Raw genomic sequence first — 22,890 nt, forward strand, 5'->3', positions numbered from 1 at the left:
CAGTTAGCCTGAACTCGGTGTGGGTGTGGTGATAGTTTCAAACATATGGAACATTGCAGGTATCATAGGAATATCTGCCACTCTCTCCTGTGCTGTTACAACAAACAGGGATGACCCGGAGGGATGGACTATTCGGGCTTCTCAGCATCCTGATACTTTCATCTTTCATGCCCATGGGACCCATAGGCCCGCTTACAGGTGCCGTTCTCCTCAGCATCTATTGTGTTTACCTTTTAATTCTTATAAAGAAGCAGAGGAAATATTACACGAGCCACCTCATAGAGGGTGGTGATGCTGGCTGGAAGACCATTGTAACTGCAGTTTTAAGTTTCGCCGGGCTTGTGGTGTTCTGCAGGGTACTGGTTTACAGCGCAGTTGAAATTGCCGTGGTTCTCCATATTCCTGAGATGATAGTCGGCCTGTTTGCCCTTGCCATCGGGACAAGCCTTGCTGAACTTGTTGTCGCCGTTAACTCCGCAAGGAAGCATATGTGCAGCCTCTCACTGGGCACTGTACTTGGGAGTAACATATTCAATATCCTCATAGGCATAGGGATTCCATCATTATTCGTGAAAATTCCTGTTGAGCCCCTCTCAGTTGTGCTTGATGCCCCCATTTTGATAGTTGTGACAGTTATTGTAATGTACTTCATGTGGACGGATATGGAGCTTAGAAGAGTGGAAGGAGTCGTGCTTCTCATTATATACATAATCTATGCTGCCTTAAGAATAGCAATCACAAGGTGAATTCTAAAAAAATAAAAGGAAAGGGTTTATTTTCTCCTGGATATCGCTGAACCTGCTGCCACAAGAAGCATTCCTGCAACAAGTGCAGTTAAAGGTGCTCCTGTTGGCTTCATTGGTACAGGTCTAGGTCCCGGTGATGGTCCCGGTGATGGTCCTGGACCTGGTGATGGCTCAACATCGATCTCAACGTCCGTGGTGTTGTTACCCCCACTTGAACCTGAGCTCACGGTTGCAACGTTGACGAATGTGCCGCGCCTTATGAGCTGAACCACGATGTCGAGGACTGCACTTGAACCTGCTGGGAGGTCTCCCACCATCCAGACACCAGTTGCAGGGTTGTATGACCCCATGGTGGCGTTGGAGGATATGTACCTCATGGCATCTGGCAGCCTGTCGGTAACCATTGTGTTGAGTGCTGTGTCGGGTCCATTGTTGGTTACCGTTATGGTGAACCTTACGTTCTGACCCACACGCACAGCCCTTCTATCCACTGTCTTGTTAATGGTGAGCTCTGCCCTTGGGTTAACTGTTACAGTGGCATTGGCGCTTGTATCCGGATTCGGGTTGTAGGTATCCGCCGTCACATCCGCAATGTTAACCAGAGTAGTGTTACTAACAGCAACCCTCGCAACAATCTCAAGCGTTGCAACAGCATCCTTAACCACTGAACCCACCATCCAGGCACCAGTCACACTGTCATAAGTACCCTGACTAGCAACATGGCTCAGATACACAAGACCAGCCGGAAGCAGATCCGTGACAACAACACCAGCCGCAGTATCAGGACCATCATTCCTCACTGAAACCGTAAACCTCACAGTATCAGTGAAGTTAGCAACAGTCGCATTGACCACCTTATCAATCACCAGATAAGCAGCCGCAGGTACCCTAACCGTAACCTCAGCAGTATTGTTCTCAGGGTAAGGATCAAACTCTTCACCCACAGCAAGAACCCTGTTTACAACATCACCAGTCCTATTCACAAGAACAGTGAAGTTCAGAGTCGCTGATGAACCAGGAGCAAGATCCCCAACTATCCATATGCATGCAAGTGGATAGCATACTCCCTGTGATATCGCATGAGACACATAGACAAGTCCTGCAGGCAGGCTCTCTGTTAAAGTGATTCCTGTTGCATTATCAGGTCCATTGTTCATAACAGTCACATAGAAGGTTATCAGATCACCGAAGTTCGGTGTACTGTTACTAACCGTCTTAGTGACTGCAACATCCGCAGCCGGGTCAACGGTGAGTACCGCTGTTGCATTGTTGTTTGAAATATCTGGATCGTACTGGTCGTCTGCTGATGCATTCACATAGTTGGTGAAGATACCAGCAGCATTTGCAAGTACCTCAAGTACTAGGGTTGCTGATGACCCATTGGCGAGGTTGCCCACTGTCCATACACCGCCAGCGAAGGTTCCCTGTGATGCTTCTGAACTCACAATTGTGAGTGCTGCCGGTAATATATCGGTTACTGTAACACCTGTTGCATCGTTTGGTCCGTTATTTGTAACGGTAACAGTGAAGTTGGTGCTCTGTCCATTTTTGATGGGTGTTAAAAGGACCGTCTTCTGAACCGCGATGTCTGCAAGTGGACGTCCGTTAATTACAGCTGCTGCGTAGTTGTTGGTCATGTCAGGGTCATATTCGGTTGCTGTTACTGAGACGGTGTTTATGAGTTCACCTGTTGCGTCAACAAGGGCCGTCAGGTTGAGTGTCTCTGAGGCACCAGGTGCAAGTGAATCAACAGTCCATACATAGAACTCTGGGAAGTAGACCCCCGCAGATGCCACATGGGACTGGTAGATAAGGCCTGCTGGCAGTCCGTCAACTGTCCTCACAACTGTGGCAGTGTCAGGTCCAAGGTTCGTTACCGTGATGTAGAACACGACGGTTTCACCGAAGTCCGGTGCGGTGTTGCTCACGGTCTTGGTGATCTTAACATCTGCTGATGGTCTCACATCGACTGTAACGGCATCAACGTTGTCCTGTGGCATTGGGTCGGGCAGTTCTGATGATACATTGACTATGTTTGTCTGGAATCCTGCCTGGGTTGCCCTCACAAAGAGTGTGAGTGTTGCCTGGAATAGGGCTGGAAGTGATCCCACATTCCATGTGCGGGTTGCCTCACTGAAGGTTCCCTGGGTAACCGTGTATGATATGATGGATAAACCTGCCGGGAGAAGATCCGTTACAACCACATTTGATGGCGTATCAGGTCCGGCGTTCCTCACGGTTACTGTGAAGGTTGCTGTTTCCCCGTTGTTTATAACGGGTCTGTCAACGGTCTTCTGGATGCTGAGATCGGCTGATACCGCATTAAGGACTGATATGGCATCATTGTTGGTCCTGTCCGGGTCGTATTCATTACCGGTCACTAATACCGTGTTATTTGAATCTCCCGTGGTGTTAACAAGGACCGTGAGGTTCATCAGAGCTGATGCGGCATAGTTCAGTGTTCCTATGGTCCATACCCCTGTTAATGGGTCGTATGAACCCTGTGTAACCGTGTGGGTGAGGTAGACGAGTCCCGGTGACAGTATATCAGTCACATTGACTCCCGTAGCCGTGCTTGGACCCAGATTTGTAACTGCAACTGTGAAAGTCACATTGGATCCGAAGTTGGGCCTCGGGTTATTCACGTTCTTTATGATGCGGAGATCCGCCACAGGAATTCCGCAGACATCCCGTGTTACGTTGTTGTTATCAAGGTTCGGGTCAAAGTTCGGTGATGTTACATTTGCAAAGTTTGTTAAGATGCCAGTAGCGTTGACCTTCGCGAGTATGGTGAGTGTTGCCACCTCAAGGTAGTTGAGTGTCCCCACGTACCATGTTCCCATGGTATAGATGCCCTTGGATGGTGTTGCACTGACCAGTATGAGACCAGCAGGTAGAATATCCTCCACCACAACTCCCGGTGCATTATCAGGACCCCTGTTGCTCACTGTGATCGTGTACTGGATTGTCTCACCCACGTAGGGTTCAGGATTGCTCACGGACTTGTCTATGGTGAGGTCTGATGCTGGTGGAGAATTCAGTGTTACTGATGCATAGTTGTTTGCCATGTTGGGATCAAACACATCACCTGTCACATTGGCATTGTTAACTATGATTCCCGTTGCTTCAACCATGGCTGTGATGTTAAGTGTCACCGTTTCAAAGTAGTTGAGGTTTCCTATGGTCCATATGCCCGTGTTATTATTGTAGGTACCCTTGGATGCAGTCGCTGATACAAACTGGAGCCCTGCTGGAAGTTTGTCAATCACATAAACCCCTGTACCGTTGTTGGGTCCATAATTTACAACCGTCAAGGTGAAAGTAACCGTGTCCCCAATATTGGGTGTTGCATTGTCAACAGTCTTTGCTATGGCAAGGTCTGCCTTCTCAACAGCCTTTATGGTTATGTTCTCACCAAAGTCTGAGTTGTAGTGGTAACTTGAACCGCTCCTGTCTGTTATAAGACCAAAGAGGCTTGTTACGCCAGCACCGGTCACGTTGAAGAGCCAGACTGATACAAAGTTCGTCTGCCCTGGTGAGTCAAGGCGTACATTGTTGCTGGTGTTGGACCCATATGTTACTGTTACATTCAGCGGCTGAAGAATAGCCGGGTTGTAGTTTGTAAGTGGAAGGTTAACAACATCATAGGTGGCTGAAGCCGTCGTTGATACAACGGTGACAGCAATCACATCCCCTATGGCTGGTGTGGGATTGCTCACGGTTATAGAGACCACATCGTTACGGTTCTGTGATACAAGTTTCTCCACGTATAGTGTACCATTTATGGTATCTGCTGATCCAGTGTTGGTGCCACCAACCATTACTGTGTAGTTTCTTGATGTTAGATACGCAAGGGTATTTCTTGAAACCTCCACAAGATAGAAGACGTCCACAGTGACCCCTGGAGGTATGTCCCCAAGATATTTGTTTGGGGTTTCATTTGCAGCCAGATAAATGTATGGATTTATTGAAGTGAAGGTTAAATTTGCTGTTACATTGTTTGCAGTTGTTAGGGCATTGTTCTTAACCCTGATCTGGATCAGGTACTGGTTTGGCCCAACATTCACATTGTTATTGTCAAGTCCAAGGGTATCCCATGAACCCTTGGTCAGCTGCAGTGTACCGAGTTTGAAGTCAGCTGTGGCCCTACCTGATTCATCAAGGGTCACGGTCTTTGATGGTATCACATGCCCGGGAGCAACCGCTGATACCACAAATGTCCTATCAGGTGACTGAAGACTGACAGAGTATCTTCCATCAGGACCTGTTACACCTGAAGCAAGATTGGAACCGTTCATGGACGCCACATTTATAACTGCGCCCTCAAATGGTTCTGTACTGTTACAGTATGTTACCGTACCAGTGATAACTGAATCCGAGTCGGTCTGGTTGTCAGTGTCTGCAGCGCTTGCAGTTCCAACTGCAACCATTAGAAGAAGAAGCGCTAGTGTCAGTGTAAATTTTCTCATTTTTCACCCCCCCCTTTAGTTTTTTTACACAAACATTTTTTATGTAAGCCATTGTATTTATAATGTTCTAAATGACTCCAGTATTACATGAAAATCATTAAAGTATAGCATCCAGCCGTAACTGAAGAAAAATTGGCAGAAAGCCCATATTTTGATGTCATGATATATATGGCCACCTCAAAATCCGACGATTTTGAATGAATACTTATATAATAAACTTATATAATAAAAGTAAACACATATTTATGAAATCAGTACTTCTCCTTGGAAGGGGGCTCTCAGAGTACACCGACATGTTCAACCTTAAAGATGATGAACTTGCAGGAAAGAGGATACTTGATTGCGCTGCAGGTGTAAGTTCCTTCAGGAGTGAAATGAAGGGAAGGGGTTTTGATGTAACTGCAGTTGACCCCATCTACACTAGAAAACCAGATGAACTCGAAGCCCTGGCAGAAGAGAGTTTCAAGAGGCACATAAAATTTCATGGTGATTTCCTCAGTGGAATTAAGGTTAAGGGCGTGCCACTTGAAGATTACAGGAGGGCCGTGTTCAGGGAGTTCCTGAGTGACTACAGGAAAGACCCTGCAGGTTACATTGCCGGGGAGCTGCCAAATCTACCATTCAGTGCCCTGCAGTTTGATCTTGTCCTATCTGCAAATCTCCTCTTCCTCTATGAGGAGAAACTGAGTTACAGGTTCCATGCTGAGGCTGTGCGTGAGATGCTGAGGGTGGGAAGAGAGGTGAGGATATTTCCAGTTACCAACATTCACAGAAGAAGGAGGTCCATATACCTTCAGGAGATAATGGAGGAATTTGCTGATCATGAAATACTTATCCAGCGCGTCCCATACCATGAGGAGACCGGCTGTAATGAAATGTTGATTATAAAATCAATTGATAATTGATGATTATGGGAGGTGTTTCTGTGAAAAGAGTTACCATCGCTGCTTTAATTGTAGCGATTGTTTTTGTCGGGTCTATGGCCTTCAGTGAATCTTCCTATGGCCTTATATCCTCCTCAAAGGCCATTAAGGTTGTTAAAAAATCCGTTCCAGGGGATTACAGTAAGTTAAAGTTGAAGGCGAAACTTATAAAGAAGCCCCCAAAGTACATCTCAGGTTTTAATACGAGGGGGAAGATTGTCCGCCTTAGAATTAAGAGGCCCGTCTACCATGTCCTGGTGTATGACTGGAATCCCTCCAGTCCCTCCTACAAAATGGTGATTGGTGAGGCATGGGTTGACGCTGTAAGTGGAAGGTTTCTCTGTGGGGCCGGATGAGCCCTCATTTTTTATTCGTTATAGCTATATATTACGAATTTAAATATGTTATAATCCTAAGGACCGAAGCATTGGAACATTCCCCCCTACAATTACTATATTGTTGACTCCAGATCAGAAGAAATCTAGTAAATTTTCGAAAAATGCCACTGATGGGTGATCGGTAATGATCAAAGAAAGTTTCAATCCATTCACCGCGTTCTATAAGGTTAAAAAATATGAAAAAATATGTAATCGGGTGAGTACAGGTCAAACAACAGCTATGGGGATAATTTGTATAGCTGGTGGTTCAACCTTTGTAAAGATTGGAGGTATCTTAAATTCTTTCTTCATATCCTTTAAAGGATCTTCTAAGGAAGTAATCATTTCTTCACTCAACCCCACCGCTGTACCTTCTAATAAATCTATATATTCATCATCTTCTAGTTTTCTAACCACTTTTCCTAAAATTTTAAATTCTCCATAAGCTAGCTCAACACCAGCGAGATCTCTTATAAACTCATGAAAAAGATAGGTAACGATTTTATGATCTTTTAAGTCCCTTAACTCAATTACATACTTCTGAAAATTATCTTCAGATAAACCCTTTAATGCCATCTAATATTTCTTTTAGATATTAATTTCTTCCTCATCATTGTTATTGTTGGGGTGTGGCATTAAACCTTTTTCAGTGAAACAAATTAACAAGTCAAAAAGATTATCAAGTCTTACTAAGGAGTTCACAATAGGGTTAGGGACGAAGTTTCCCCGCGATTCTATAAAATCAGACACAGTAATATCATTCCAAGAATCCTCATCTTCGACTTTTTTAATTAAACCTTTTTCATTAAGATTTTTATTAAACGGTTCATTAAAGAACCATAAGTATGAAATCTTTCTTCTTCCCTCTCTTCTGCAGAATCTGCACTTGATTCTTTTTATCCAGAGCCTTTAAAGCCTATTTAACAAACTATAAACGTTTATTCCAAAGCTAGTATCTCCTGAAATCTTATTAGCATTCGATTGATTTTCTTTTGTTGTTATTTTACTTGCGGTGCTAAACCCGTCTTCCATTGAAGCAAGCAGATCTAATAATGCATTTGTATCTAAATAGATAGGTATTCCTAAATGAGCGTCGCCCATAATCCCTCATTTAATTGATTCTGCCTCCCGATTGGGCCTTGTCATTATAGAATTGTAATACTTACTATAAAACTATTGATGCATTTATAAAAGGCACTGGTGACCTTAAATGACTAAGAAATTAATTAACCATGAAGCCTTCAAATAAGAGCTATCATTATCTAACATGTGACACCGCATAACATTACTAGACAACATGTCTTCCGCAGTCAGAGCCATCACGGTTTTCCTTTGATTTCCCTGTAAACACTTTCAAAAAGAGCTTCCTCAAGCGATTCCCTAATTTTCTCGTCGTCCATAACTTTCTTGAACAAGTCAGTATTTTTTTCTAGCATCTCAAGCATTGCATCCTTAAAGTGATCTCCAAAGATTGCCTTCACATTTTCAGGAGGATTTTTTTCAATCTTTTCAACAAGTTCATCATTGGATTTGAGCTTGTTTTTAACTTGTGAAATATATACCATCTCATCCTCACTAAAATTAGTGCCATATGTCTCGTTAATTTCGGCTATGATCTGTGACAACCGCTCCTTGACATCTTCAGTAAAATTGCCTGCACTCTCTGAAATTGGGGGGATTAGACCTCCCCCTTTGAGTCTTATATCAACCACACCCTTTTCCTCTATTTTATAGGACTCTATATCCACATCTTCAAGTATGCTAAAGGGTAGTGGGTTGTTGATAGTTGGTAATTTTTTGTTAAGGAACTTGTTGAATATATAAAGCTTCTCAAGGTCAACATCACTGAAGGGTATGAGTTGTGACAGGTATGAATAAATATTCTGGTACCTTCGGAGGGCCTTTTTGAATTTAACCTGCTCTTCAACTGAAAGTTTAGTGAATAGGTTCCTGATAGGATATAATATGCTGTGAAGAACCGGTTGTGGATCTCCATTCTTATAGGCCATCACAAATTTATCAACAACAAACCTATCAAATATGCCAAAGTCAAAAAGAACATCCGCAAGTTCGTAGAGTTTATGAGGGTCTGTACCCTCCTCAAGACATGTGGTCTCATAGTAGGGTTCAAAAGCTTTCTGTATTGTTTCCGGTTTGTTTGCAAAATCAAGTATGAATGTATCGTTTTTGTTTTTCATGATCCGGTTGACCCTGTTAAGTGTCTGAACTGCTGCGATACCATTAAGCGGCTTATCAACATACATGGTATGTAATAATGGCTGATCAAATCCAGTTTGGTACTTATTTGCAACAATCAATATTCTGTATGGATCCTCCTCAAAAGCATTCTCTATTGATTTAGATGGAGGGATATCGTTCATTGACGTCTCAGTATACTCCTCACCATCATGCTTGACCGTGCCTGTAAAAGCAACAAGCGTTTTTATAGGGTAATTCATCTCCCTGATGTATTTATCAAATGTTTTCTTGTACTGCACTGCGTGTAGGCGGGATCTTGTTACAACCATTGCCCTTGCTCTGCCACCAATCTTGTGGATAGTAGAGTTCATGAAATGATCCGCCATTATCTCCGTTTTTTTCCTTATTGAATGGGGGTGTTCCTCAACGAACTTACGTAATACTCTTTTAGCCTTCTTTTCTTCAAATTCTGGATCTTCTTCCACCGTCTTAATCAAATTGAAATATGTCTTATATGAAATGTAATTTCTGAGAACATCAAGAATGAAACCTTCTTTGATAGCTTGTTTCATTGAGTAAACATGAAATGGACGGTATTCCCCATACTCATTTCTTGTCCCAAACATTTCAAGTGTTTTGTTTTTTGGTGTGGCTGTAAATGCAAAGAAGCTCACATTTTTAAGATCTCTAAAAGATTCTATTTCATGGAGTAGTTCCATTTGAACGTCATTACTTACATCGTCAATTAAAGCCGCTTCTTCAAGGCTTTTAACACTTAATACCTGCTTCATCTTCCTGGCAAGAGAACCCGACTGGCTTGAATGTGCCTCATCTATTATAACTGCATACTTTCTCTTTGGGAGATCTCTTACTTCCTCCATTACAAAGGGAAACTTCTGTAGAGTCGTCACTACAATGTTACTTCCCGTTTTGAGGGCCTCGGCAAGCTGATGGGAATCCCTATCAATTTTTTCAACTATCCCAATCCGCCTCTCAATTGCCTTTATCTGGTCTTGTAACTGGCGATCTATAACCCTCCTGTCTGAAACAACAATTACCATGTCATATATTCTCTTGTCAAATGAGTCAAACTTGTTTAGTAATCCATGTGCCAACCATGATATTGTCTTGGTTTTGCCACTTCCAGGACTGTGCTGTATAAGGTAATTTTGACCCGGCACTGATTCGTCAAGTAATCTGTCAACACATTCCAACTGGTGATACCTTGGAAATATTACTGTCTCATTACCCGTCCTCACATTTTTTTCCACGAAGATGAAATTGTTAATAAGTCTTGAGAGCTTGTTGACCTGTAAGATGTCATTATAAAGGTAACTCGTTTTGTAATCATTTTTCAGGGGCGGGTTTTCGAGACCCTTGTTAAAGGGCAGGAAGCGGGTATGCTCTCCTTCAAGTTTTGTTGTCATATATATTTTCTCATCACTCATGGCAAAGTGCACAAGGCATCGCTGGAATAATTTTTCATTTGGGTCCCTATCTTTCCTGTACTGATCCATCGCTTTTTCAACACCTTGAGTGAACGTATTTTTAAGTTCTATGGTGAGTATAGGTAGCCCGTTGATAAAAATTACAATGTCAAGGCGATCTTTTTTTCTCTCATGATATTGAAGTTCGTCAATAACTGAAAATATATTACTCTCAAATTTCATGAAAAGGTCGGGGTTACGGTTATTATTGGGCTTGGGGTAGAATAGTTTAAAATGGGCACCCGCCTCGTGAAATCCATTTCTGAGGAGATAGATAGTTCCTTTTCTTTCGAGTTCGGAAATGAGCCTATGGAAGAATTTCTTTGTTGCGTCTTCCCCATAAACTCTTTGCAATTGCTCCCACTGTTCCAATTGGGTCTCCATTATGAATTGTAGGGTAATTTCAGGGTCAATACAAGCTGTTTTATCATAGTTATGACTTTTTCTGCGCTGGTAGCCCGTGCTTAGAAGATAATTGATAATGTGCTCCTGAAATCTCTTTTCAGACGTATCAGTCGACATTATGGATCCTCTCTTATGTACACAATTATTTTTGTAATGTTTTAAAATTTATCTCGGTTCATTTTTAATAAAATTACCAATTCTTGATAATTCATAGATAGCTGCTTTTAACACTTGTTCACAAAGCAAAGCTGTGTGTTTGTTTGGATAAAACTTATCCTCTAATTGTTTATATGGATGGATATAATTTCTAAAATCTCGTAAATAGTGACTAAATACTTTCACGTCCCTTTTTAAAAATCCTATTTCATAGGATACGTTAATTAAATCATTTAATTTCCATTTATCAAATTTCTTAACCTTACCATTTTTCTCCCGCGGCGATGAATTTGCTCTTCCATATTCTTCAGGATACTGAGAAGCTATCCCTAATAATATCCCCTCTAAAGTGCTGCCGATGAGAAAAATAGAAGCTAAATAAGCCTCATTATTTAAACAGATACGGATCTCATTCATTCTTGAGTTAAGCATAGTCACAATATTTTCATCAAATCCCAATGAAAAAAAATCGGGGACATCAAATTCCCGCTGTAAAAAAAATTCTTCGCCGTTAGAACCAGTTTCCAGTGATTCATCTAATATAAACTTAGCTTTTTCGAATAATTTCCAATTTTTTTCATTGTCGCAATCATAGAGATATTCATAGTAGTCCAACAAATCTCTTAATAGTTTATGAACGGTAGCATCGGATTCTATATCCCAGAAACATCTTAATCTGTTTGCTTTTGAGTGACTAGGATAACCCAATTCGTCACATGCTTTTTCATAATCCTCATCAAAAATATCTTTACCTACACTAGTTCTAACAAAATCTCGAAAGGTTTTATTTGAAAAGTCTAAAACATAGCCTGTCTTCATGTTAAATAACTTTTCAAATATTTGTCTTTGTAATTTATTTAAGGTCGACATTTTTACCGACTCTTTCTTTCACATCAACTTTTCCTGTGACAAGGTGATAAATGAGCGATTTCTTGTATTCCTTAAGAAGATCAACATTTTTTTGGATTTTTTTGGTTGTCAAATTAATTTTTGAACTATTTTGATCCAAATAACTAACAATAATTTTCTGTTCCTTAAGAGGCGGAACTTGAATTCTTAAGTTTTTAATTACATGCTGGCTAATATTCGGCTGCCCTCCACCATCACTTAAAGATATGATATTATCTCTATTACTAAAAAACCAATAGAAAACAAACTTAATGTCTAATATATTACTGTTTGACAATACACAACAAGCTTGATTGACACAAGCATCTATGTTAAGTAAAGATATCTTTCCAATTGTAGCGCCATACATGGCAACTATTAAGGAATTCTTCTTATAGATTTTTAGAGCACTATAGTCCCTCAAAGCTTTTTTTGTGATCCTTTTTGATGTTTCATTTAAAATAGAATCATTTAAATCCCCAGTAATGACCCAAGGGATGGTGCCTCTATTATAATAACTTCCATCTTGAGATTTGGGCGTTGTTCCACTGCCAATAATCTCAAAACTTCGAGATATTTTTCTTAATTCCCAATTTTGAGGAATTTCACCAATCCACTTAACACCAGAATACTTCATTTTTACATTAGGATTCAGACCTTTCGTCACCGCCTGATTTATTAATGCGTTTCTTTTTTCTTGTAAAAGATCGATAAGTCGAGTATACTTCTCTATTGTTAGATCAATTTTAGATATCTTGCTATCTAGAAAGGACGCTATCTTCCTTTGTTCTTCTAAACTAGGGTATGGGATTCTAATAGTTGCCAATACATTATCTTTAACATGAGGAATACCCATCCCCGTGGTCAAATCCTTCAACAAAGGCTCAAAAGCCTTGCATAGATACTTTGAGTACCCCAGATCCATCTCTGACACAATTAATTTAACCATTGTGGACGATAAATAACCGTCTTTGCCTTCTAAGAACTCTCCAGCATTTGAACCATCCCATAACAACAACAAATCCCCATCATTAACCCTAACAGCACCTCCATCAGAATCACAGTAAAAAACCTTAGATTCTCTTCCTCTCAGATAATCCATAGTAAGATACGGAAGAGAATCCCCAGATGGAGTCTCTCGAAGATCTTTAGGAACCTTTCCTTTTATATACTTAAAATGGATTTTAAACCTGTGCACATTCCACCCACAAGGTATCTCACCAATCCACTCAACACCAGAATCCTTATATTCAGGGTAAGGTTTTAAATTCATGAAAAACTACTCCCAAACCCTAATCATCCAGATCATCCTTTATAAGTTCCAAGATCTCACTAGTCAATTTCTGGATATCACTATTAATATCCTCTAGAGATCTTGGAGGTTTATACTTGTAAAAGTACTGGTTGAAATTTATTTCATAACCTATCTTATCCTTTTTTCGATCCATCCAGGCATCCGGATAATATGGTAAGACTTCTCTTTTGAAATACTCATCGATATCCTCCTTTAGGGGTATCCTCTCAGTATCCCTTAACTTAGGATCAGGTTTTATATTACCCCTCGTATCAGTAACATAGTCAGCAGTTTCATCATGTTCAGAAAGGGCATGTATAATATTTCTTATAAAGGCGTTTGAAAGTTCAAAATTTTTCAGGGTCCTTTTAACTTCCTTTTCAAAATCCTTCCAGTTTTTATAGTGGCCATTAATTTTCTGGAGCGCCCTAATAATGTCTAACTGCAATTTTTTCCCTTTCTCCTCCTCAATCATTCTCTTCTCAATATTTTTATTCTTGCTCTCAGCCAATTTTCTGAATGCATTCATAGAGTATAGATTCTGCAGTCGCTCTTCAGTCACTTCAAAGTTCAGTTGCATGGGTCTTTCTACAGTGACCTTTACGTAACCAAAGTCATCGTTATCAAATATTTTAACCATATCGTTTTCACTGAAGTTTCTGTAGAAAGTAAGAATATCGTCTATATCCCTGTCACTTAATTGGTGTCTCTTCTTACCAAGACTTTTTCTCATCTTCACGTACTTGGAGGATGCATCTATTAGCTGTATCTTACCAATCCTATCAGGGGACTTCTGATTTGTCAGGATCCATATGTAAGTCCTTATGCTCGTGTTATAGAATAACTGATCTGGAAGACCTATAATGGTCTCCAGATAATCATTTTCAATTATCCATCGCCTGATGTTACTTTCTCCAGACCCAGCATCGCCTGTGAATAGGGGTGAGCCATTTGTAATGACGGCTATTCTGGATTTTTCATCATCCTTCATCTTTGATAACATGTGCTGTATGAAAAGAAGCTGCCCATCTTTTATTCCAGGGAGTCCTGCTCCAAATCTCCCATCAAATCCAAGTTCAGCTTCCTTTTCAACAACCTCTTTATCTTGCTCCCATTTACGACCGTAAGGAGGGTTTGATATCATAAAGTCAAATTTTTCATCCTTTAACTGATCATCAGAAAGAGTGCTTGATGGTCCCTTTATATTTTCAGCGCGCTCGCCCTTAATAAGCATGTCCGCCTTGCATATTGCATATATCTCTTCATTAATTTCCTGACCATACAGTACCACATCAATCGTGTCGTTTATCTCCCTTACAAAATTCTTACAACTTGTTAACATGCCCCCTGTTCCACACGCAGGGTCGTATATCTTCTTAATGAGGTTCTTTTCCTTCAGATTCTCTCCATTCTCCAAAAAAAGAAGATGAGTCATGAGCTTAACAACATCACGTGGCGTGAAGTGTTGTCCCGCCTCTTCATTTGACTGTTCGGAGAACCTCCTGATGAGTTCCTCAAAGATGATTCCCATATCATGGTTGGATATCTTATCCGGATGAAGGTCAACCTTGGACTCTGAAAATTTCTTTATGAGGAGGTATAAAAGGTTGGCCTTTGAAAGTTTCTCTATATGCGTTTTGATGTAGAAGTTTTCAAAGATGTCCTTAACATTTGGGCTGAAACAGTCCAAATAGTGCATAAGATTCTCCTCGATATGATCAGGGTCTTCAAGGAGGGATTTAAAGTCATATTTTGAGTAGTTATAAAATCCAAGCTTTCTTCCATCTTTATCGACGGCAGCTGCCTCTAAAATGGGATCAAGATTTTCTATCTTATCTTTATATTCGTTGTACTTTCTTAGGACATCATCTTTTGAGTGTTCTAGAACGCAGTCAAATCGTTTTAAAACTGTGAATGGGAGTATAACCTTTTGGTATTCGTTTCTTTTGTATGTGTCCCTCAGTAGATCAGCTATGTCCCATATAAAAGATACTATGTCCTGATGGTTTTCCATTAAAGCACCGCCACAATTTTTTCATGTGTTATTATTGATTTCAATGATATTACAAAGCATGAATTATCTCCTATCTAAAATGGAATCCAAGGTGTGTGTCAGTAAATCATCGACCTGAACAACATATAAACTGCAATCTACAGTCTGTAGTTATTAATCAGTTAGTTTATTACTTTTTTAATTTTTCTAATTGGCGTCTAGCGATTTTTGCAACTCGTTCCTCACTTTTTGCAATATGAAGCCACGTTTTTTTGCTGAAATTGCAGTATGGACAACGTATATCATACCAATAAAATTTATCAACCTGCTCTAAGTCGGTTTCGCATTTTGGACATCTAGGACCTTCAATATTAACAAGCCTTTCATTTACTTGACTGCGATTTACTGGGTTGGGAGTCCTTATTCTCCATAGTAGTCCATCATATCTCAATTCAAAATTAACAACCCATCCCATTGCAGATCCAGCTGCATATGGATGAACCATATATCGCATCCTCCTGCGGATGAAGACTGTGATAATCCATACTGTTATAAGTATTATTGAAAATTGGCAAATCATGTTTGAGTAAGAATAAACAAATTTTAGATTAAATCTTATTAAATGTGAACAAAGAAAGGGGGCGACAAAACTAAAGATTGCTGCCACAAGAGGAGAACAATAGCTAGTAATTAAAATTTCTTTTATGTTCATCTTTTTTTCTCCCAAGAGCCATGTCAACTTAACTATTCTCTTCGAATTCTATATCTACTAGTTTAGAATATAACATCTACTAACTTAAATATGTTTAAGTATTGTGAAAGAGCTTACATATGTCATGTCATTTTTATAAGCGAAAAGTATCAGTATTAACATTCAGAGGCTATGAAGAAATGTGTAAAGTTTGTATTTAATCGATTGGTGTTTCCATGCCAGAGGACCTATTTTAAAGTAAAAATCCCAATTTGGTCTGATTTCAAGAAATAATTGCAGAAACGACGTGATTGTACTTGTATTTTCAATCCCAATTTGGTCTGATTTTACTTTAATACAATATGTAACTATAGTCTTATATATTTATTGAACTGACATGTTAAGTTAATGACCCGCATAAAAAACTTATAAAAGATTTTTTTCAGAGTAATAAATGAAAACTCAGGTTAACCGAGACGTTCTCACACCATCTACAGAAAGATTTTCCACCCAACCCCTCTTTCATTATAAACCTTCTTGAACGGTCTGTCTCCAGGTTTAAGATTGTTCTTGAAGAACTATTCCAGACAGGCCCCATCCACAGGGAAATGCGCTCCAGGAGAGATTACCATGGTTCAAGGCTCTACACTGGCTCATCACTGAATCTATCACCCTACAGGATCTACATTAAAAGCTGGCATGACCATGAAACCATACTCAACAGGATGATATCCCAGACAGCATATTACCTTATGTGCGCAGCTGAACTTGTGGGTGGAATGGTTGATGGTGAAAGGTCTGAATTATGCCAGACTCTCTTCAGATCAGCGGCTGGAATCATGGACAGGTACCATCTCTGGGCCTTTTTCACCATCGATATTCTTGAGGAATCAAAGATCCTTGAACGACTAATATCAGAGGGAAACAGGCTTTACAATGAAATTTACAGCATCTTCCGGATGATAAGGGACACTGTTATTTACCTCAACCTCATCCACCCTCTGCAGGGGGATGGAGTGGAGATGCCCCTTCAGGAATTTTACAGTATATATGAACTCTGGGCGATCTCAAGAATATGGGATAAATTCCGCCAGATGGGATTTCATATTAAATCTGTTGAAAAGGCGCTTTCACATCTTCCATCATCGAAAATATCCATCAGGATGGAAAGGGGCAATGAAAGTGCCACGATAATATGGGAAGTGAAGCTAAATGCAATTGAACACTCAACCTACTATGGTGACCTCCTGCAGGCTCTCGGAGGAGGTGGAAGTGTTATAAAACCCGATATAACCGTTCTCTATGAATCTGAAGGTCATAAGAGGGCTCTGGTGGGGGATGTTAAGTTTTCAGTTACAGATACCGGACTTCCCCGACTTGAATCCATCTATAAAGTTCTCAGTTATGTGGAGGATCTCAGAAAATCCCCCCTGTTCAGAGGATGGGATCTTGAGGGGCTCCTGGTATACCCTGGAATGGTGAGCCCAGTTAGCGTTCCCTCCTCACTCGTTGCATACCAATTTATACTATCGATTATACTAATGGTGAGCCCAGTTAGCGTTCCCTCCTCACAGAGTGGCAGCCATATCCATGTTTTTCCGCTTAACACATCAAACAGGGAATTTGGGGTATTTGGTTAATTACATTAAACTCTGCTCCTTCCTGTTGAAGAGGAAGGCCGCTGCAAGGACGGCTATAACTGCAAAAACCGATATCACTGCAATGTTAACCTCAAGTGGAAGCACCGAATTTCTCAGTATTGTGAACCTGAGGGCGTCTACTGCATAGGTCAGTGGGTTTATATAGACCGCGCCCTGAAGCCAGGCAGGGAGTCCGGTTATTGGGAAGAGAGCCCCACTCAGGAGGAATATTGGGAGCACTATGAAGCTCATTATGAGGTTGAACCCCTCCATGCTGTCTGTGAAGGCCGCTATCATGAGGCCCAGGCCGCCGAGACCCATGGATATTATGAGGGCTATCACCATGCTAACAGCGAAGCAGATGGGGGACATTGTAACTCCCACTATGAATGATAGGACAAGGAGGATGACCGCCTGTATCATCGAGGCAGTGCTTATCCCCAGCGCCTTCCCGATCACTATTGAGGGCCTTGATATGGGTGCAACCAGTATCTCCTTCAGGAACCCATACTGGCGGTCTATTATCACAGAGACCCCTGAGAATATGCTGGTGAAGAGTATTGTCTGACCTATTATACCCGGATAGATGAAGGCCCTGTAGCCCCCGGCCACTGCGCCGAACCTCACAGCAGCCCCCAGACCTGTGCCGAATATTATGAGCCAGAGGAGGGGGGTTACCACAGATGTGACTATCCTTGAACGGTAACGAAAGAAACGCTTCATCTCACGCAGCCATATTGTATATATGCCCTCAAGTTCCGCCATGATATCAAACCTCACCTACTACCCCCAATTTCACCATATCATGCCTCAGTTATACCCCTACCTGTGTACCTTATGAACACGTCCTCAAGGGTGGGGTGTTCCAGTTCTACTGACCTCACGTAGAATCCAGTCCTCGCTGCAAGGTTAACGATCTCGGGTACCAGGTTTTCGCCCCTCTCAACCAGCACCTTGACCTCGTCATCCACCAGGTAGGCCTTCTTAACGTAGTCCTGTTTCACCAGGAGTTCATGGAATTCATCTGCCCTGTCAACCCTGACCGTTATGGTGTCCGCCCCAAGCTCCCTCTTGAGGTTTGAGGGGCTGTCAGCCTTTATTATCTCCCCACGGCTCATTATGGCCACCTCATCGCAGAGTTTATCTGCCTCCTCCATGTAGTGGGTGGTGAGGAGCACGGTAACGTCCTCCTCCCTGTTGAGCCTCTCTATGTACCTCCAGATGCTCTCCCTTGTCTGGGGGTCGAGTCCAAGGGTTGGCTCGTCAAGGAAGAGCACCCGGGGGTGGTGTATCAGGCCGCGGCCTATCTCGAGACGCCGCTTCATACCCCCAGAGTATGTCTTCACATACTCATCGGCCTTATCACCCAGGGCGATGAGTTCAAGGACCTCATCTATCCTCCTCTTCCTTATGTCCCTGGGGACCCCGTAGAGGGCGGCGTGCATTTCAAGGTGCTCCCTTCCTGTGAGTATGTCGTCGAGGGCCCTTGACTGGAAGACTATGCCTATGGACTCCCTCACCTTCCTGGCCTCCCTTACAATGTCGTAGCCGTTTACCATACCCCTCCCGGATGTGGGGTGTAGTATGGTGCAGAGCATGGATATCAGTGTGGTTTTACCTGCACCGTTAGGCCCAAGGACACCGTAAATGGAGTTTTCAGGGACCTCAAGATCCACGGAGTTAACCGCCAGGAAATCATCATATCTCTTGCTTATACCCTCTGTTTCAATTATGTTACCCATAGGAACCCCTTCAGCTGATGCTCACATCCGGTCGTCACAAGTATTTTATGCCTCCAGTGATTAATATAGTATTAAGTGAAAATCCATTAGGGGGATCACATCAGGGTTTCCCACTATTCTTCCTGTGTGGGGTGGTTGATTGAGGTTCAGGTCCATTGAAAAGTCACCTACCGGTATAAAGGGTCTTGATATGGTAACAGGGGGTGGTTTTCCCCAGGGGAGGAACACACTCATCTATGGTGGCCCAGGTACCGGAAAGACATTCATTGCAGTTGAGTTTCTCCTGAATGGGGCATCCTACTACGGGGAGCACGGTGTCCTTGTGAGCTTTGATGAACCGGCAGATAACATTGTTGAGAACTTCCAGACAGATGACAGGATCCTTGAAAAACTGATTAAAGATGGTAAAATATTTATTGAAGACGTTTCAGGGGCACCTGACCCCAGTATAGGATCCTACAGTCTGGATGCCCTTAAGATAAGGATCGAGGATGCTGTTAAAACCACCGGGGCCAGCAGGGTTGTCCTTGATAAGGTGGACAGCCTCTTTGATGGTGTATCAGACAGGGGGCCCCTCCACATGGAACTGCGCCACCTCATATCCTGGCTGAATGGGATGGGGGTTACAAGCGTATTCACCGCCGGCGACTCGGGGGGTAAACCAACACATGGACTTGAGGACTACATCTCCGACTGTGTCATACACCTCACCCACACCTTCGATGGGGAGGTTGGAACAAGACACATGCGAATAGTCAAGTACCGCGGCTCCAGCCACGGCCTCAACAGGTACCCCTTCCTCATCAATGAGAGAGGAATCTCAATCTTCCCGATAACCTCCCTCAAACTGGATTACAGTGTCAGCCGGGAACTCGTCTCCACAGGGATACCTGACCTGGATGATATGCTGGGTGGGGGTGTATACAGGGGTTCCAGTGTCCTCATATCAGGTACGACAGGGGCCGGTAAGACCACCGTTCTTTCAAAATTTGCCTATGAGGCCTGCCGCCGCGGTGAACGCTGCCTCTACTTTGCCAATGAGGAGCCCGCAGATCAGATAATCCGGAACATGGAATCGGTGGGGATCCAGCTCAAAGATCATACTGATGATAAACTCATGATACACTCCGATAGGCCCACATCACTGGGACTTGAATCCCACCTGACCGAGATGCAGGACCTTGTAATGGACTTCAAACCTGATACTGTACTTGTGGACCCTGTTACTGGCCTTGCAGCTGCAGGTGGACCCTCAAATAGGGTCAGCAATGCAAAGAACCTCTTCATAAGGTTCACCGATTTTCTGAAGTCACGGGGTGTGACCTCCCTCTTCACATACCTTATAAGGTCACCGGTCACCGCAACCCAGACTGAACTTGAGATCTCATCACTGATTGATACTTGGATTGTCCTGGAGCATGTGAGGACCAACGGTGATTACAAGAGGCTCCTCCGCATACTAAAGAGCAGGGGAATGGACCACTCAAGCAGCGTCGCAGAGCTGAAATTCACTGAAAGGGGGATTCTCATCAAGGGGGGATCCTGGTGAGAGTGGGGGATGAGTCATGATCCATCTTCGCATATACATCGCCGGTGATAACCTTTCAGCTGCGGCCCTTGAAAACCTCAGGAATGTTATGGGTGATGATGCGAAGCTAGAGGTTGTTGATGTCCGTGGAGACCCCGAGATTGCAAGGGAGAATGGAGTCATTGCCATTCCGACCCTGGAGAGGATAAGCCCGGGCCCCAGGCGGAGGGTTATAGGGGACCTCAATGACCCTGATGCCCTGCGCAGATTCATAGGTATCTGAGGTGCATGGTATGGAGAATGCAATCAGGAGGATCAATGACCTCATTGATGAGAGGAGAGAGGAGGATACCCTATCACTCATCAGGGGTATGGAAGCAGGGGACCATATCTGCATCATATACGATGATGAGGCTGAGTGGAGGAGGATCATTGTTCCCTTCATCATCGAGGGCCTCAGGAGGGATGAGAGGTGCATATACATAGCCAGCCAGAGGACATGCGAAACCATCAGGGAGGAGCTCGGCAGGAAGATCCCTGTTTCCATGTTTGAAGCCGGAGGGAGCCTCAGGATAATGAATGAAACTGAGGCTTACACAGAGGGGGGTTTCTTTGACCCTGAAAGGATGCTTGACCTCCTTGAATCCGAAACAGAAAATGCGGTTGCCGAGGGCTTCACTGGCCTCAGGGTTACCGGTGAAATGAGCTGGGTCCTCAGGGGCCTCCCCGGGAGCGAAAGGCTGATAGAGTATGAGGCCAGACTCAACAATTTCTTCCCGGGATCTGACTGCCTTGCCATCTGCCAGTACCACAGGCAACTCTTCAGCCCCGATGTGATCAGGGGAGTCCTGCTCACCCACCCCATAGTTGTCTGGAACTCAGGTGTGTACAGAAACCCATACTATATAAGCCCGGAGCTTATCCTCAGCGGTGAAGAATGTGAGAGGGAGGTGGATAACTGGCTCGAGAATATAAAAAGGGAGAATGAACTTTTAAGGTCCCTTGAAAACATCAAAAAGCTCTATGATGAGTTCATAAACCACAGTCCATGGATAGTGTTCCTCAAGGATTTCAGGTCAAGGTACGTGATTGCAAACAGCAGGTTTTCAGAGCTTGTGGGAACAGAGGATATCACCGGAAAGACCGACTTTGATCTGATGGACAGAGAGGCCGCTGAGGCCTGCCTTGAGTCCGACAGGATTGCCCTGAGGGACGGTGAATCCTACACTGAGGAGGAAGTTAAGGGCAGGGTCTACGGGGTATACAAATTTGGTTTTAAGCTGCCCGATGGTAGAAGGGGTGTCGGTGGCTTTGCAGTTGATATAACACAGAGAAAGGTGTATGAGCGGGACATTGAAACCTCGAGGAACAACTTCTTGGGTATCGTTGAGAACAGCCCGGAGCCCATGGTGATAGTGGATCTGGATGGCAAACTCCTCTACTCAAACCCTGCTGGCAGAAAGTTCTTTGGCTGGCCCCCCGATTACAGGGGTGGGCACATCGGAGTACCCCTCAGGAGGGAGATACCGGAGATCAGGGTCCTTTCTGCTGACGGCCAGGTGCGGGTGGCTGAGATGATGGTGACAGACACTGTCTGGGAGGGCAGAAAATCCCTCCTTATCAGACTCCATGATATAACCAGGCTCCGTGAATATGAGATTTCCCTGAAGAGGTCCCTCAGGGAGAAGGAGGTGATGCTCAGGGAGATACATCACAGGGTCAAAAACAACCTCCAGATAATATCCAGCCTCCTTAACCTCCAGAGATGCTCTATCCAGGATGAGAGGGCTGCCGACGTATTCACCGATAGTGTTAACCGTGTCAAGTCCATGGCCATGATACATGAGAAACTGTACCAGTCAGAGAGCCTTGCTGACCTACCATTCTCAGAGTACATAATTGACCTCGTATCTGAGATAAGGTCAAATTATCCTGAAAAAAGGATATCGGTTAATTACGATATGGAGGACATTCACCTGGATATAAACAGGGCCATACCGGCAGGTTTAATAGTCAACGAGGCCGTCACCAACTCCATGAAGCATGCGTTCAAATCAGGTGAAGGTGAACTCATCATACGCCTATTTTCGAGGGAGGGCATGGTCCATGTGGAGGTTGAGGATGACGGACCCGGTCTTCCAGCGGACTTTGATACAGATACCAGCGGCGGCCTTGGCATGGATCTTATGAGGAACCTTGCATCGCAGCTCGATGGTGAACTCAGAATCAGGGGGGATGATGGCGTGCGGGTGAGCCTTGTTTTCCCGGCACAGAAAAACTGAATGTTAAACTATTGCATTGTCCAAAAACCCAATTAAGTGACGATTTTCCCGGCACAGAAAAACTGAATGT

Annotated in this window: 17 protein-coding genes; 7 read left to right on the top strand and 10 right to left on the bottom strand. The window is 43.1% G+C overall.

Annotated features, from left to right (window positions below; genetic code table 11):
- Positions 1-89 precede the first annotated feature (89 nt).
- The gene (locus MTBMA_RS07135; protein ID WP_269879177.1) at positions 90-746 is read left to right on the top strand and encodes a calcium/sodium antiporter; all 657 of its coding nucleotides are present in this window, start codon (positions 90-92) and stop codon (positions 744-746) included.
- A gap of 26 nt (positions 747-772) precedes the next feature.
- Here MTBMA_RS07135 and MTBMA_RS07140 read toward each other — a convergent pair whose 3' ends face one another.
- Entirely contained in the window at positions 773-5,215 is a 4,443-nt protein-coding gene (locus MTBMA_RS07140; protein ID WP_013296253.1) for a DUF11 domain-containing protein, read from the bottom strand.
- A gap of 245 nt (positions 5,216-5,460) precedes the next feature.
- Here MTBMA_RS07140 and MTBMA_RS07145 point away from each other — a divergent pair, with 245 nt between their 5' ends.
- Together MTBMA_RS07145 and MTBMA_RS07150 are read left to right on the top strand one after the other, a co-directional pair.
- On the top strand, positions 5,461-6,120 hold the full coding sequence (locus MTBMA_RS07145) for a methyltransferase domain-containing protein (RefSeq protein ID WP_238523364.1): 660 nt from the start codon (positions 5,461-5,463) through the stop codon (positions 6,118-6,120).
- Between the two features lie 20 nt (positions 6,121-6,140).
- Positions 6,141-6,494 carry a hypothetical protein gene (locus tag MTBMA_RS07150; protein WP_013296255.1) on the top strand — a complete coding sequence of 118 codons (354 nt, stop codon included), beginning with the start codon at positions 6,141-6,143 and terminating at the stop codon, positions 6,492-6,494.
- 249 nt (positions 6,495-6,743) lie between these two features.
- Here the strand turns inward: MTBMA_RS07150 and MTBMA_RS07155 are convergent, their stop codons facing one another.
- From MTBMA_RS07155 to MTBMA_RS07185, 7 genes are all read right to left on the bottom strand, one after another.
- Positions 6,744-7,091 carry a DUF6414 family protein gene (locus MTBMA_RS07155; RefSeq protein ID WP_048901227.1) on the bottom strand — a complete coding sequence of 116 codons (348 nt, stop codon included), beginning with the start codon at positions 7,089-7,091 and terminating at the stop codon, positions 6,744-6,746.
- Between the two features lie 333 nt (positions 7,092-7,424).
- Entirely contained in the window at positions 7,425-7,616 is a 192-nt protein-coding gene (locus tag MTBMA_RS09365) for a DUF6414 family protein (RefSeq protein ID WP_013296258.1), read from the bottom strand.
- Between the two features lie 218 nt (positions 7,617-7,834).
- Positions 7,835-10,723: a type I restriction endonuclease subunit R gene (locus MTBMA_RS07165; RefSeq protein ID WP_013296259.1), complete on the bottom strand. Its 2,889-nt coding sequence runs from the start codon at positions 10,721-10,723 to the stop codon at positions 7,835-7,837.
- A 48-nt stretch (positions 10,724-10,771) separates the two neighbouring features.
- The gene (locus MTBMA_RS08825; protein ID WP_148215585.1) at positions 10,772-11,581 is read right to left on the bottom strand and encodes a hypothetical protein; all 810 of its coding nucleotides are present in this window, start codon (positions 11,579-11,581) and stop codon (positions 10,772-10,774) included.
- A 34-nt stretch (positions 11,582-11,615) separates the two neighbouring features.
- Positions 11,616-12,923, bottom strand: a complete 1,308-nt coding sequence (locus MTBMA_RS07175) for a restriction endonuclease subunit S (RefSeq protein WP_013296261.1) — start codon at positions 12,921-12,923, stop codon at positions 11,616-11,618.
- A 19-nt stretch (positions 12,924-12,942) separates the two neighbouring features.
- On the bottom strand, positions 12,943-14,958 hold the full coding sequence (locus MTBMA_RS07180) for a type I restriction-modification system subunit M (RefSeq protein ID WP_013296262.1): 2,016 nt from the start codon (positions 14,956-14,958) through the stop codon (positions 12,943-12,945).
- Between the two features lie 169 nt (positions 14,959-15,127).
- Entirely contained in the window at positions 15,128-15,649 is a 522-nt protein-coding gene (locus tag MTBMA_RS07185) for a hypothetical protein (RefSeq protein ID WP_013296263.1), read from the bottom strand.
- A 587-nt stretch (positions 15,650-16,236) separates the two neighbouring features.
- On the opposite strand from MTBMA_RS07185, the gene MTBMA_RS07190 reads away from it, so the two are divergent.
- Positions 16,237-17,268, top strand: coding sequence for a hypothetical protein (locus MTBMA_RS07190; protein WP_013296264.1), 1,032 nt, complete (start codon positions 16,237-16,239; stop codon positions 17,266-17,268).
- Here the strand turns inward: MTBMA_RS07190 and MTBMA_RS07195 are convergent, their stop codons facing one another.
- Together MTBMA_RS07195 and MTBMA_RS07200 are read right to left on the bottom strand one after the other, a co-directional pair.
- Positions 17,269-18,033, bottom strand: coding sequence for an ABC transporter permease (locus MTBMA_RS07195; RefSeq protein WP_013296265.1), 765 nt, complete (start codon positions 18,031-18,033; stop codon positions 17,269-17,271).
- Positions 18,034-18,071: 38 nt separating this feature from the next.
- Positions 18,072-19,010: an ATP-binding cassette domain-containing protein gene (locus tag MTBMA_RS07200; RefSeq protein WP_013296266.1), complete on the bottom strand. Its 939-nt coding sequence runs from the start codon at positions 19,008-19,010 to the stop codon at positions 18,072-18,074.
- A 139-nt stretch (positions 19,011-19,149) separates the two neighbouring features.
- Between MTBMA_RS07200 and kaiC the strand changes: the two genes are divergently transcribed.
- The 3 genes from kaiC to MTBMA_RS07215 are packed head-to-tail and all read left to right on the top strand — an operon-like array spanning position 19,150 to position 22,820.
- A complete protein-coding gene (gene kaiC / locus MTBMA_RS07205; protein WP_013296267.1) occupies positions 19,150-20,559 on the top strand; it encodes a circadian clock protein KaiC in 1,410 nt (469 codons plus the stop codon).
- Between the two features lie 16 nt (positions 20,560-20,575).
- On the top strand, positions 20,576-20,821 hold the full coding sequence (locus MTBMA_RS07210) for a circadian clock KaiB family protein (RefSeq protein WP_013296268.1): 246 nt from the start codon (positions 20,576-20,578) through the stop codon (positions 20,819-20,821).
- A 10-nt stretch (positions 20,822-20,831) separates the two neighbouring features.
- A complete protein-coding gene (locus tag MTBMA_RS07215) occupies positions 20,832-22,820 on the top strand; it encodes an MEDS domain-containing protein (RefSeq protein ID WP_013296269.1) in 1,989 nt (662 codons plus the stop codon).
- Positions 22,821-22,890: the final 70 nt, after the last annotated feature.

The sequence above is a fragment of the Methanothermobacter marburgensis str. Marburg genome (assembly GCF_000145295.1).
Classification (GTDB): domain Archaea; phylum Methanobacteriota; class Methanobacteria; order Methanobacteriales; family Methanothermobacteraceae; genus Methanothermobacter; species Methanothermobacter marburgensis.

Bases quoted from the DNA above. Each gene is read 5' to 3' on its own strand.
- MTBMA_RS07155 (WP_048901227.1), bottom strand. From the start codon at position 7,091: ATGGCATTAAAGGGTTTATCTGAAGATAATTTTCAGAAGTATGTAATT.
- MTBMA_RS07175 (WP_013296261.1), bottom strand. From the start codon at position 12,923: ATGAATTTAAAACCTTACCCTGAATATAAGGATTCTGGTGTTGAGTGG.
- MTBMA_RS07210 (WP_013296268.1), top strand. From the start codon at position 20,576: ATGATCCATCTTCGCATATACATCGCCGGTGATAACCTTTCAGCTGCG.
- MTBMA_RS07200 (WP_013296266.1), bottom strand. From the start codon at position 19,010: ATGGGTAACATAATTGAAACAGAGGGTATAAGCAAGAGATATGATGAT.
- MTBMA_RS07165 (WP_013296259.1), bottom strand. From the start codon at position 10,723: ATGTCGACTGATACGTCTGAAAAGAGATTTCAGGAGCACATTATCAAT.
- MTBMA_RS07215 (WP_013296269.1), top strand. From the start codon at position 20,832: ATGGAGAATGCAATCAGGAGGATCAATGACCTCATTGATGAGAGGAGA.
- MTBMA_RS09365 (WP_013296258.1), bottom strand. From the start codon at position 7,616: ATGGGCGACGCTCATTTAGGAATACCTATCTATTTAGATACAAATGCA.
- MTBMA_RS07185 (WP_013296263.1), bottom strand. From the start codon at position 15,649: ATGAACATAAAAGAAATTTTAATTACTAGCTATTGTTCTCCTCTTGTG.
- MTBMA_RS07180 (WP_013296262.1), bottom strand. From the start codon at position 14,958: ATGGAAAACCATCAGGACATAGTATCTTTTATATGGGACATAGCTGAT.
- MTBMA_RS07140 (WP_013296253.1), bottom strand. From the start codon at position 5,215: ATGAGAAAATTTACACTGACACTAGCGCTTCTTCTTCTAATGGTTGCA.
- MTBMA_RS07190 (WP_013296264.1), top strand. From the start codon at position 16,237: ATGCGCTCCAGGAGAGATTACCATGGTTCAAGGCTCTACACTGGCTCA.
- MTBMA_RS08825 (WP_148215585.1), bottom strand. From the start codon at position 11,581: ATGAAGACAGGCTATGTTTTAGACTTTTCAAATAAAACCTTTCGAGAT.
- MTBMA_RS07145 (WP_238523364.1), top strand. From the start codon at position 5,461: ATGAAATCAGTACTTCTCCTTGGAAGGGGGCTCTCAGAGTACACCGAC.
- MTBMA_RS07195 (WP_013296265.1), bottom strand. From the start codon at position 18,033: ATGGCGGAACTTGAGGGCATATATACAATATGGCTGCGTGAGATGAAG.